12 protein-coding genes are annotated in these 12,322 nt (G+C 55.2%); 2 read left to right on the top strand and 10 right to left on the bottom strand.

Annotation, left to right across the window (positions count from 1 at the left end; all coding sequences use genetic code 11):
• Positions 1-81: 81 nt before the first annotated feature.
• The 3 genes from gntR to F0Q32_RS17725 form a co-directional block, all read right to left on the bottom strand.
• Positions 82-1,077, bottom strand: a complete 996-nt coding sequence (gntR, locus tag F0Q32_RS17735) for a gluconate operon transcriptional repressor GntR (RefSeq protein WP_015962646.1) — start codon at positions 1,075-1,077, stop codon at positions 82-84.
• A 102-nt stretch (positions 1,078-1,179) separates the two neighbouring features.
• Entirely contained in the window at positions 1,180-1,875 is a 696-nt protein-coding gene (locus F0Q32_RS17730) for a pirin family protein (RefSeq protein WP_149464119.1), read from the bottom strand.
• A gap of 120 nt (positions 1,876-1,995) precedes the next feature.
• Positions 1,996-3,033: an oxidoreductase gene (locus F0Q32_RS17725; protein WP_149464118.1), complete on the bottom strand. Its 1,038-nt coding sequence runs from the start codon at positions 3,031-3,033 to the stop codon at positions 1,996-1,998.
• A 402-nt stretch (positions 3,034-3,435) separates the two neighbouring features.
• Between F0Q32_RS17725 and yhhY the strand changes: the two genes are divergently transcribed.
• The gene (yhhY, locus tag F0Q32_RS17720) at positions 3,436-3,939 is read left to right on the top strand and encodes an N-acetyltransferase (protein ID WP_149464117.1); all 504 of its coding nucleotides are present in this window, start codon (positions 3,436-3,438) and stop codon (positions 3,937-3,939) included.
• 90 nt (positions 3,940-4,029) lie between these two features.
• On the opposite strand, the gene ggt is transcribed toward yhhY, so the two are convergent.
• Positions 4,030-5,781: a gamma-glutamyltransferase gene (ggt, locus tag F0Q32_RS17715; RefSeq protein WP_149464116.1), complete on the bottom strand. Its 1,752-nt coding sequence runs from the start codon at positions 5,779-5,781 to the stop codon at positions 4,030-4,032.
• A gap of 121 nt (positions 5,782-5,902) precedes the next feature.
• On the opposite strand from ggt, the gene F0Q32_RS17710 reads away from it, so the two are divergent.
• Positions 5,903-6,343 carry a DUF2756 family protein gene (locus F0Q32_RS17710; protein WP_149464115.1) on the top strand — a complete coding sequence of 147 codons (441 nt, stop codon included), beginning with the start codon at positions 5,903-5,905 and terminating at the stop codon, positions 6,341-6,343.
• Here F0Q32_RS17710 and ugpQ read toward each other — a convergent pair.
• From ugpQ to livF, 6 genes are all read right to left on the bottom strand, one after another.
• Entirely contained in the window at positions 6,340-7,080 is a 741-nt protein-coding gene (ugpQ, locus tag F0Q32_RS17705; protein ID WP_149464114.1) for a glycerophosphodiester phosphodiesterase, read from the bottom strand. The two genes, F0Q32_RS17710 and ugpQ, sit on opposite strands and share 4 nt — an antisense overlap.
• Entirely contained in the window at positions 7,077-8,147 is a 1,071-nt protein-coding gene (locus F0Q32_RS17700) for a sn-glycerol-3-phosphate import ATP-binding protein UgpC (RefSeq protein WP_149464113.1), read from the bottom strand. Before F0Q32_RS17700 ends, ugpQ begins: the two co-directional genes overlap by 4 nt.
• Before the next feature lies 1 nt (position 8,148).
• A complete protein-coding gene (gene ugpE, locus F0Q32_RS17695; protein ID WP_149464112.1) occupies positions 8,149-8,994 on the bottom strand; it encodes a sn-glycerol-3-phosphate ABC transporter permease UgpE in 846 nt (281 codons plus the stop codon).
• Complete coding sequence (gene ugpA / locus F0Q32_RS17690; protein ID WP_149464111.1) at positions 8,991-9,878, bottom strand: sn-glycerol-3-phosphate ABC transporter permease UgpA; 888 nt, start codon at positions 9,876-9,878, stop codon at positions 8,991-8,993. The genes ugpE and ugpA overlap by 4 nt, the downstream gene beginning before the upstream one ends.
• Positions 9,879-10,002: 124 nt before the next feature.
• Entirely contained in the window at positions 10,003-11,319 is a 1,317-nt protein-coding gene (gene ugpB, locus F0Q32_RS17685; RefSeq protein ID WP_149464110.1) for a sn-glycerol-3-phosphate ABC transporter substrate-binding protein UgpB, read from the bottom strand.
• A gap of 289 nt (positions 11,320-11,608) precedes the next feature.
• Positions 11,609-12,322 (bottom strand): high-affinity branched-chain amino acid ABC transporter ATP-binding protein LivF, encoded by a 714-nt coding sequence (livF, locus tag F0Q32_RS17680; RefSeq protein ID WP_015962635.1) that lies wholly within the window; start codon positions 12,320-12,322, stop codon positions 11,609-11,611.

Raw genomic sequence — 12,322 nt, 5'->3', positions numbered from 1 at the left:
TTGTCATGCCGGACCAGTGGAGAAGCAATCACCATTCGTGCCGGAAATGAATATGTGTGATCTAGTTCAAATTTGTCAGGGCTAAATTGAACCGCCCGGTGACAAAGTGAAACCTAAATCTAACATTTTAGGCGTAACTGCTTCACCTCGGATCCGCGCTAACAGGCGTTCCGCGCCGATGCGCCCCATCCGCTCACGCGGCGTCAGGACGCTTGCCAGGCGGGGTTCCATCACTTGCCCAATGTCATGGCCGTGGAAACCGGCGATGGCAATATCATCAGGAATACGTAAGCCCAGACGCTGGCACTCAAAGGATGCGCCCACCGCAAGGTCATCGTTGGTACAGAAGATGCCGTCAAGCTGCGGATATTCGCGACGCGCCTGGCGCATCAGCTCAATCCCCGACGAGTATGAGGATGACTGCTCGACCATCACGCTGTAAGGCACTAACCCGGCGTCAAGCATCGCCTGCTCGTAACCCTTCTGTTTGATGATAGTACGTTCATCGAGACGCGCGCCAAGATAGGCGATATGCCGATGGCCGCGTGCAATAATCGCCGCCGTCATCTGCCGCGCGGCTTCGAAGTTATCGAAACCAACCGCGATGTCCAGGCATGGCGATTTGCTGTCCATCAGTTCGACAACCGGAATGCCTGCGACTTCGATCATCTTCAGAGTACGCGGCGTATGCGAACGCTCGGTAAGGATCAGGCCGTCAATATTCCACGACAACATCGATTCCAGACGCTCCTGCTCCAGCTCCGGCTTATAGCCGTAGTGCGCAAGCATCGTCTGATAACCATAGGCGTCGGTCACACTTTCAATGCCGCGAAGCACTTCAGCGAAAACCTGGTTGGTTAAGGAAGGTAGGAGAACGCCAACCGCACGGCTGGTCGCATTGGAGAGAATATCGGGGGCACGATTAGGAATATAACCCAGCTCATCCAGGGCCTGAGCAATTTTACCTCGCAGTGCGACGGAGACCTGCTCCGGATTGCGTAAGAAACGGCTGACCGTCATTTTGGTCACGCCAACGCGATCGGCCACATCCTGAAGTACGGGTCTTTTCTTTTTCATCGTCCTGAGAGAAATAAAAGTGAAACATCCTCTCAGTTTACCACGGAGACAAAAGAACCTCCCCGGTTGATTGGGGAGGTTCTCTTATTTATTTACGCGTTATTATACTGGCGGCAGATCGAAGAGCAGAATTTCGCTTTCGCTGTCAGCATGAACAGAAATCGCCTGCTCATCCCAAATCGCCAGGCCATCGCTGGTGGTGGCTTTGGTACCATTGATGGTGACGTTACCTTTTACCACCTGAATCCACACGCGGCGGTCAGCGGCAATCTGATGCACCGACTGTTCATCTTTCGCCAGCGCCCAGCGGTAAAGTTCCATATCCTGGTGCACTTTCAGCGAACCCTCACGCGCATCCGGTGACAGCACCAGTTGTTTACCCTGCTCGGCATCAAAGCGACGCTGTTCGTAGCGCGGCGTAATACCGGTTTCTTCTGGAATGATCCAGATTTGATACAGACGCAGACGGTCAGTGTTGCTCGGGTTGTACTCGGAGTGACGTACACCGGTACCCGCGCTCATAATCTGGAACTCACCCGCCGGAACCTGTTCTTTGTTGCCCATGCTGTCCTGGTGCTCAACGGCGCCTTCCAGTACATAGGTCAAAATTTCCATATCTTTATGCGGGTGCGTACCGAACCCCTGGCCTGCGTCAATCACGTCATCGTTGATGACGCGCAGTGCCGAGAAGCCCATAAAATTCGGGTCGTAATAGTTAGCAAACGAGAAGGTATGCCAGGAATCCAGCCAACCATGATTTGCATGACCACGTTCATTTGCTTTGCGTAAGAAAATCATTTGTTACCCCCTCATGTTTTGATGGAGTAAGTGTGGCCCTAAACCGCCTGGGATGATAGTGGGTGAAAATTGACTCCTCTGTTCAAAAAATGTGAACAAGAATAGAGGAGCCGTAACATCTTATCTGGCGAGGGCAATCGTGGCAGGCGAAGCCTGTTCGAAGGCACGTTCGAGGATCTCAAGATTCGCCAGAGCTTCAGATTCCTTGACGTAATTCGGCGCGCCCTGGGTAAGGGTTTGATACAGCGCATCGTAGACGCGGCCATAGTCGCCGGTTTCCGGTTTCACCTCTTCTTTCACCGTCACGCCTTCATCGTTGACGTACTCAAGCTGCCCAATGGAGTCATCAGCCGCAAAGCCCGGTTCACCCGGCATAATATTGGCTTTGAGGCTGGTTTCCTGCTGGTCGATGCCATATTTCAGGTACGAGCCTTTGGTGCCGTGCACGATAAATTTCGGGTAATCGATTTTCACCAGGTGGCTGGTTTTGACGATGGCCTTCAGATCGCCGTAGAAAAGCTGCGCTTCAAAGGTGTCGTCCGGGTTGGCTTTATTACGCAGGCTACGGATGTCATAAGCGACGTGATCCGGGCGGCCAAACAGGGAAATAATCTGATCCATCGTATGCACGCCAAGGCCATAAAACGCGCCGTCCTGCGGTAACCCTGGTTTGGTTTCCGCTACCGGGCGGAAATAGTCAAAGTGGCTTTCGATTTCCACGATATCGCCGAGCTTGCCACTCTCAATCGCCTTTTTCGCAGTCAGGAAGCAGGAGTCAAAACGGCGGTTCTGATATGGCGTAACGGTCAGCCCTTTGCTTTTCGCCAGCGCAAACAGTTCTTTCGCTTCGGCAAGCGTGGGGGTGAACGGCTTTTCGACCAACACGTTTTTCCCGGCTTCCAGCGCGCGCTTCGCGTAGTCGAAGTGGCTATCAGCGTGGGTACACACCACCACCAGCTTCACTTCGGGGTCATTGAGCACTTCATCCAGGTCGCTGGTGAAGTGAATGTGAGAATACTGCGGATGCTGCTCTTCCGGCTTCGCGCTGCGACGATAGATATGCGCCACGTGCCAGCTGTCTTTGCGGTTCAGAACATAGGGAAGATGATAGCGGGTGGTGCTTTTACCAAAACCAATGAATGCACAATGTAGGGCCATGATGTCGTCCTTTAAAGGTATCTGGTTACACCATAGCGCAAAGCAAAGAGAGACAAAATGAGGAAGTTTGGACAAGGAATGACACCAATGCCCGCGCAGCAACCGGAGCGTACTTAATGTACGTGAGGATTGCGAGCACAGCCCGGGAACAAAATGGCAAGTAAGCCAGGCTGGAACAATCCCCAAAAAAAAAGCCAGCACGCGGCTGGCTAAAGTAATACTGGAAGCAATGTGAGCAATGTCGTGCTTTCAGGTTCTCCCTCAGGGGTCTTCCTGAATGCAGGACAATAATAATCATTCTCATTCGCACTTGTCCAACACTTTTTGCAAAAAATGTCAGTTGACTCCGCTTTTAAAGTCAATGATGTTGAAAGGGATAATCCCCCACAGAGGAAACAAGGAATGAGTGAGATAGTAATACGCCACGCGGAACCGAAAGATTACGCTGCCATTCGGCAGATCCACGCCCAACCGGAGGTGTATTACAACACGCTACAGGTTCCCCATCCTTCTGAGCAAATGTGGGAAGCGCGTCTCGCCGACCAGCCCGGCATCAAGCAGCTGGTCGCCTGCATTGACGACACGGTGGTCGGGCATCTGTGTATCGACGTAGCGCAACGCCCACGTCGCAGCCATGTGGCCGATTTCGGCATTTGCGTTGATGCTGGCTGGCAAAACCGCGGCGTCGCCAGTGCGTTAGTGCGCGAGATGATTGATATGTGCGACAACTGGCTGCGCGTAGAGCGTATAGAGCTCACCGTGTTTGTCGATAACGCCCCGGCGGTTGCGGTGTATAAGAAGCACGGATTTGAAATTGAAGGCACCGGGAAGAAGTACGGGCTGCGCAACGGCGAATATGTGGATGCGTATTTTATGGCGCGAGTGAAAGGCGTTCGTGCGGCCTGATGCCCTCACCCCGGCCCTCTCCCACAGGGAGAGGGAGAATCGGTCCCCTCTCCCTTGAGGGAGAGGGTTAGGGTGAGGGGGTGGGTAAATTCAGTACCCCGCCGCCAAATCATCCACCGAACGCGGGTCAGACGCGCCATACAGCGTGCCATCTGGCCCTACCATAATGCTCTGCGTACTGCCCATCGCCTCTTTCAGGGCCACTTTCTGCCCCTTCTGCTCAAGCAACTTCAACGTATCCGGGCTAAAGCCCTTCTCCACGCGCAGTTCATCCGGTAGCCACTGGTGGTGGAATCGCGGTGCGTTAGTGGCTTCGGCGACATTCATCCCATAATCGATGGTATTCACCACCATTTGCAGCACCGTGGTGATAATCCGGCTGCCGCCAGGGCTACCGGTAACCAGCCAGGTTTTGCCGTCTTTCACCACAATCGTTGGCGACATCGACGACAACGGACGCTTCTTCGGCCCAACCGCGTTCGCGTCACCGCCGACCAGACCATAAACGTTCGGCACGCCTGGCTTGGCGGAGAAATCATCCATCTGGTTATTCATCAGAATGCCGCTGTTCCCGGCAACAATCCCGGTACCGAAGGTGGTGTTCAGTGTATAGGTCACCGCCACCGCGTTACCGTCTTTATCCACCACTGAGAAATGGGTGGTTTGATTACTCTCGTAAGGCGCGAGCTTGCCAGGACGAATTTCGCTGGAGGGTTTCGCCTTGTTGACGTCAATCTGTTCGGCTATCGACTTCGCATAGGCTTTGCTGGTCAGCGCCTGCCACGGCACCTTCACAAAATCGGGGTCGCCAAGATATTCCGAGCGATCCGCATAGGCGCGCTTCTCAGCTTCCGCCATCACCTGCATGGCGTCAGCGCTGCCAAAGCCATATTTATGCATGTCGAAATTTTCGAGAATATTGAGGATTTGCACAATGTGGATCCCACCAGAAGACGGCGGCGGCATCGAGAAGACCTGATAACCGCGATAATCACCGCTGATTGGCGTTCGCTCTACCGCTTTGTACTCCGCAAGATCCGCTTTGGTGATAAGCCCACCGTGTTTGTGCATCTCGTCGGCAATCTGATCGGCGATAACACCTTTATAAAACGCATCCGGGCCGTTTTCAGCAATCATCTCCAGGCTTTTCGCCAGATCTTTCTGTACCAGCTTGTCGCCCTTTTTCAGCGGCTCACCGTCTTTCCAGAAAATCGCTTTACTGTTTTCATGGTTGGGAATGACTTCACTGCCGTAGGTTTTGAGATCGTCGGCCAGCGCGTCGTTCACCACAAAGCCATCGCGCGCCAGTTTGTACGCGGGCTGAACCACTTTATTGAGCGGCAGCGTGCCGTACTTTTCCAGCGCCAGTGAGAAACCCGCCACCGTGCCCGGCGTGCCGGAGGCCAGATGTGAGGTCAGCGATTTTTTGCTGTCCGGGTTGCCGTGATCATCGAGGAACATATCGCGCGTAGCCTGGGCGGGGGCCATTTCACGGAAGTCGATAGCCGTTGTCTTCCCGTCTTTGGTGCGCAGCAGCATAAATCCACCGCCGCCCAGGTTCCCGGCTTGCGGATGCGTCACCGCCAGCGCATACCCCACCGCCACGGCCGCATCAACGGCATTACCGCCCTCTTTCAGGATTTGCACCCCGACCTGGGTGGCGAGCGCGTCCACCGACGCCACCATCCCCTGATGCGCGCGCACCGGGTGAAAAACATCTTCCTCTACGCCATAAGATACCGGTGGTGCAGCAGGCTCGGTCGTCGCTGCCGCCACGGCAAAACTCCCTCCGGCGGTCAGCGCAGCAATCGCCAGCCAACGCGCAAACGTCTGTTTCATCATCGTTGTTCTCCAGAATTGGGGTAACAGGTCCCGTTTAAGCCTGGTTCAAAACTCCTAAATAATCATCGTTATGGCGAAAACGAGGTAAACTTAAGTGATCCCTCAGAAGGGAGGAGAGACAATGAAACGATTATTGATTCTGGCGGCACTGCTTCCGTTTGCCGCTTTAGCGCAGCCGCTTAATACCACCAACAACCCCAATCTGCCGGATTACAAAATTCCGAGCCAGCAGCGGTTACAGACCCAAATGAAATCGCAGCAGGTGCAGCAGAAAGGGATGCTGAATCAGCAGTTACAGACGCAGACACGCGTCCAGCAGCAGCAATTACAAACGCAGATGAATAATGACAGGCAGCGTATCCAGCAGGCCCAGCCGGGGGAGCGAAACCCCGCCGGTCAGCAAATGCTCCCCAATACTAACGGCGGGATGCTGAACCAGGGCGGGGCATCACGCAATAGCGATTCAATGCTGAATAATCAGCAACATATGCTGCCGCAGCGGCAAAACGGCGACATGCTGAATAACAATCCGAATCTGCCGGTGAAAACGAATTTGCCCTAAGGCTGGAAATCCGGGCCGATAATATCAATGGCATCAGTACAGATGCAGTTCACGCCCCAGCGTAGCAGTTGTGATGCGCGCTGGGGCCTGTTCACCGTGTACACCAGAATCTTCAGACCCGCCTCACGCAGGGCATCCACGCGCGCTTCATCCAGCAGTTTATGGTTGAGGTGAATCGATACGCAGCCCAGCCGCGTGGTCAGTTCACGCCAGTCATCACGCCATTCATCAAGCAGTAAGCCGCGCGGCAATTCCGGTGCAACCTCCTGTGCCGCTTCCAGCGCATCAATTTCAAACGATGAGAGCAGTGGCGGCGTCATATCCGCCCACAGTTCACGCGCCGCCAGCGCCACGATTTTCCCTGTAAGTGGCCCGGTTCCGGTGGTCGGTTTGATTTCGATGTTCGCCATCATCCCGTATTCACGACAACGTTCCGCCACCTGCGAGAGCAGCGGTAGCGGTTCACCTTTGAATTCACCGCTAAACCAGCCACCCGCATCCACGCGCAGTAAATCGTGCCAGTTCAGTTCACCCGCTACGCCCCAGCCGTTGCTGGTGCGTTCGAGGTTATCGTCGTGCAGCAGGAAAATTTCGCCGTCTTTCGACAATTTTACGTCGAACTCAATCATGGTGTGACCGTATCGCGCCCCCACATCAATCGCCGCCAGCGTGTTTTCCGGGGCCAGTCTGCCGCCGCCACGATGGGCCGCAACGTGGGGATAAGGCCAGTTACTCATATTCTTTGTCCTGTTTCGCCATCAAAAAGATGCAAATGATTATCCGGCACATGCAGCCACAGCGTGCTGCCCGCCGTCGGGCGTTCCTGATGAGACAGACGCACCACCAGCTTTTGCGCGCCCCAGCGACCATGTGCGAGGTTATCCGCACCGAGCATCTCCAGCGTGTCCATCACCAACGGTATGCCGCCTTCCGCCTGCGAGCTTAACGCAATATGCTCCGGGCGGATACCGAGCGTCATTTTACGCCCGGCGTGCTGGCGAGCCTCACCCTTCAACGGTATCGTCAGGCCCTCTTCCAGTTCAAAGTGCGTGCCTTCGTTGTTGATACGCCCGGCCAGCAGGTTCATCGCCGGGCTACCGATAAAGCTCGCCACAAACAGGCTGGCGGGTTTTTCGTACACTTCAACCGGCGTACCAATCTGTTCGGCAACGCCGCCGTTCATCACCATCACCCGCTGGGCGAGGGTCATCGCCTCAACCTGATCGTGGGTCACGTACAGCGAAGTGGTTTTCAGGCGGCGATGCAGTTGTTGCAGCTCAAGGCGCATCTGCACACGCAGCTTGGCATCCAGATTCGAGAGTGGCTCATCGAACAGGAACACCGCTGGGTCGCGCACAATTGCGCGGCCCATCGCCACGCGCTGACGCTGACCGCCAGAAAGCTCGCGCGGGCGACGCTTGAGCAGGCCGTCCAGCTCCAGAATACGCGCGGCCTCTTTCACCCGCTCAGCAATCTGCTGTTTACCCATGCCGCGAATTTTCAACCCCCACGCCATGTTCTCTTCTACGCTCATATGCGGGTAGAGAGCGTAGTTCTGGAACACCATCGCAATGCCGCGATCTTTCGGCTCCATTTCGGTCACACGCTTGCCGTCAATCCAGATATCGCCACTGGTCGCCCGTTCAAGCCCGGCGACCATGCGCAGCAGCGTAGATTTCCCGCAGCCGGACGGCCCAACCATTACGATAAATTCGCCATCGGCCACGTCCAGCGTCAGCGGTTTAATGACCTGGGTTTTGCCATCCCAGCTTTTGGTTATTGCCTGTAATTTCAGTCCTGCCATCTTATTTCTCACTGTCCACTAAACCGCGTACAAAGGCACGCTGCATCACTAAAACAATCACCACGGGTGGTATAAGCGTTAATAACATTGCTGCCATCACCTGGTTCCATTGGGTTGTGCCTTCGCCGGTGGCGATCATGCCTTTGATACCCGCAACGGTGGTGCCGAGATCCACATCAGTGATGATCAGCAGCGGCCACAGATACTGGTTCCAGCCGTAGATAAAGGTGATCACGAAAAGCGCCGCCAGATTGGTTTTCGACAGCGGGAAGACAATGTCGCGGAAGAAACGCATCGGCGATGCGCCATCAATACGCGCGGCTTCCACCAGTTCGTCCGGGAGCGTCATAAAGAACTGACGAAACAGGAATGTCGCGGTTGCCGAGGCCATTAACGGCAGCGTTAGCCCGGCGTAGCTATCCAGCATCTTCAGGTTGGCAATGACCTCTACCGTCGGGAAGATACGCACTTCAACCGGCAGCATCAGCGTGATAAAAATCATCCAGAAAAAGAGGTTACGCAGCGGAAAGCGAAACCAGACAATCGCAAACGCAGAGAGCATCGAGACGGTGATTTTGCCCACCGTTATACTGAAGGCCATCACAAAACTGTTCAGCATCATTCGCCAGAACGGTGCGCTGTTCACGCCAACACCGTTCACCCAGATGTGGTGCATATTTTCCAGCAGATGCGTCCCTGGTATCAGCGTCATTGGCGTGGCAAATACCGCCTGATCATCCAGCGTCGCCGCCACAAAGGCGACATACAGCGGGAAGAGAATGACCGCAATTCCCATAATCAACATCGTATGGCTGAATATCGTCAGCCCCGGACGGTTCTCAATCATTGGTAACGCACCTTACTTTCCACATAGCGGAACTGCACCACCGTCAGCACGATGACGAGGAACATCAGCACCACCGACTGCGCAGCCGAGGCCGAGAGATCCAGCCCGGTAAAACCTTCGCGGTAAATTTTATAAATCAGCGTGGTCGTCGCCTGTACCGGCCCGCCCGCCGTCGCGGCATCAATCACCGGGAAGGTGTCGAAGAAGGCGTAGACCAGGTTCACCACCAGCAGGAAAAAACTCACCGGCGCAATCAGCGGCAGAGCGAGTTTGAAGAAGCGGCGAATCGGGCCCGCACCATCAATCGCCGCCGCCTCAATCAGCGAACGCGGAATGGATTGCAGCGCAGCGTAGAAGAACAGGAAGTTGTAGCTGATTTGCTTCCACACCGAGGCGAACACCACGAGGAACATCGCCTGGCCGCTGTTTTGCGCGTGGTTCCAGTCGTAGCCAAATTCGGCGAGGAAATGGGTGATCAACCCGCGTCCTGGGTTGAAGAGGAAAATCCACAATACGGCGGCGACGGCGGGCGCGACGGCGTAAGGCAGCAGCATCAGCGTTTGATACAACCGACTGCCGCGCACGATGTATTCCACCAGCGCGGCAAAAATAAGCGAAATCACCAGGCCGCTGACGGTCACCATGGTGCTGAATTTGATCGTCGTCCAGAAAGCATCGAGATAGTAGCTGTCCTGGAACAGGGTGACGAAGTTATCCAGGCCGACAAACTGGCTGGAAAAACCAAACGGATCGACGCTTTGCAGCGAGTACCACAGCGCTTCGCCCGCAGGCCAGATAAAGAAAATAATGGTGATAACCAACTGCGGGGCAACCAGCAAATAAGGCAGCCAGCGCGAGCGGAACACCGGACGGGAAGATGACATAGTTGGACTCTTGGTTGAATTTGCCCCTCACCCCGGCCCTCTCCCTGAGGGAGAGGGTGAAAAAACGCGCCGATCTGTCCCCTCTCCCCTGGGGAGAGGGTTAGGGTGAGGGGGAAAGTACTGATTAAGACTTCGTCGATTTCTCGAAGCGGCGCAGCATCTGATTCCCGCGCTCGACGGCAGAATCCAGCGCCTGCTGTGGAGTTTTCTTCCCGGTCCACACGCTTTCCAGCTCTTCATCGACAATGACGCGAATTTGCGGCATGTTGCCCAGACGCAGCCCTTTAGTGAACGGCAGCAGCGGCTTGTTCAACATCTGACGCGTCGCGGTATCCGCGCCCGGGTTCTTGTCGTAGTAGCCCTGTTCGCGGGTCAGGTCATACGCCGCGGTGGTGATTGGCAGATAACCGGTTTTCTGATGCCATTCGGCGGCATTTTCCGGCTTCGCCAGGAATTCGAGGAACTTCGCCACGCCGGTGTAGGTTTCTTTATCTTTGCCCTGCATCACCCACAGGCTTGCCCCGCCGATAATGGCGTTCTGCGGCGCGCCTTTGGCGTTCGCATCGTACGGCATCATGCCCACGCCGTAGTTAAATTTGGCGTACTGACGGATATTCGCCAGCGAGCCGGAAGAGGCGGTAGTAATCGCGCAATCGCCGTTATAGAACTTCTCGGTCGATTCATCTTTACGGCCCACGTAGCTGAAATCGCCCTTCTTGTTCATCTCCTGCAACAGCGCGATGTGTTTCACCTGTTCCGGTTTGTTGAATTCCAGCACCGCATCCGTGCCGTCAAAACCGTTGTTTTTGCTGGCAAACGGCAGGCCATTCCAGGCGCTGAAGTTTTCCAGTTGGATCCACCCCTGCCAGCCGCTGGCGTAACCGCACTTCATTCCCGCCGCTTTCAGTTTTTCGGTATAGGCCGCTAAGTCCTGCCAGGTTTTCGGCGGCTGTTCCGGGTCCAGACCCGCTTTTTTGAAGGCGTCTTTGTTGTAGTAGAGAACAGGCGTTGAGCTGTTAAACGGCTGAGAAAGGAGATGCCCGGTTTTCGCGTCAGAGTAGTAACCGGATACCGTCGGCACAAACTGCGACTCATCGAAGTTAATCCCGGCGTCTTTAAACACTTCATACACCGGCTTGATGGCTTTCGACGCCATCATCGTGGCGGTACCCACTTCATACACCTGCAAAATCGCCGGGGCATTCCCGGTACGGAACGCGGCGATACCCGCGCTCAGGTTCTGTTCGTAGTTACCCTTATAGATGGGTACAATTTTGTAATCCGGGTTGGCGGCATTAAAACGCTGCGCCAGAGAATCAACTTCTTTACCCAACTCCCCTTCCATCGAATGCCAGAACGGAATGTTAGTCACTGCCAGTGCCTGGCCAACAAATACCAGGCTGAGCGCCAATCCTGAGGCTGTATGTCGTAACAGTTTCATTGATTATCTCTCTTGTTGTTTCGAATGCGCGATTTCACGCGTTTTATGCTCGCGGGGGTAACATGACATGCTCGAATTACAGAAAAATAACGTTTTTATTACAAAAAAAAGATAGTCAGGCGTCAGAGGGATGGCAAGACGATGACGCTGCGGTGACAGGAAAATGGGAGGTGGGGCACGTATAGGTACGATTCAGGCACAATAAAGCCGGGTGGCGACGTCGCCTTACCCGGCCTGATGAGTATTGAAATTGTAGGCCCGGTAAGCGCAGCGCCACCGGGCATGTGCGTTACCCGCCCAAATACGCGCTTCTCACTGCTTCGTTCGCCAGCAGCGCATCGCCGGTATCTTCGAGCACCACGTGACCGTTTTCGAGCACGTAGCCGCGGTCAGCGAGTTTCAGCGCCTGGTTGGCGTTCTGTTCGACGAGGAAGATGGTCATCCCCTGCTCGCGCAGTTGTTCGATGGTGTCGAATATCTGCTGAATGATGATTGGTGCCAGGCCGAGCGACGGCTCATCCAGCAGCAGCAGGCGCGGGTTGCTCATCAGCGCGCGACCAATCGCCAGCATCTGTTGCTCACCGCCGGACATCGTACCCGCACGCTGGATTCGGCGCTCGTGCAGACGCGGGAAGAGTTCATATACCCACTTAATACGCTCCTGGAACTGATCGCGTTCGGCAAAGAAGCCGCCCATCGCCAGGTTCTCTTCCACCGTCATGCGCGAGAAGACGCGACGCCCTTCCGGGACAATCGCCACCGCTTCGCGCATGATTTTCGCCGTCTGCCAGTCGGTAATGTCTTTATCATCAAAGACGATGCGCCCGCTGGTGGCGCGCGGGTCACCACATAATGTTCCCAGCAGCGTGGTTTTCCCCGCGCCGTTGGCGCCAATCAGGGTGACGATTTCGCCCTGGTTGATATGCAGACTCACCTCATGCAGCGCCTGGATCTTGCCGTAGTGGGCATTGACCTTGTCAAAAGACAACATGACTTTTTCCAT

The organism is Pseudocitrobacter sp. 73 (genome assembly GCF_008369545.1).
In the GTDB taxonomy this organism is placed as follows: domain Bacteria; phylum Pseudomonadota; class Gammaproteobacteria; order Enterobacterales; family Enterobacteriaceae; genus Pseudocitrobacter; species Pseudocitrobacter vendiensis.
This window is presented reverse-complemented; position numbering and strand designations above follow the sequence as displayed.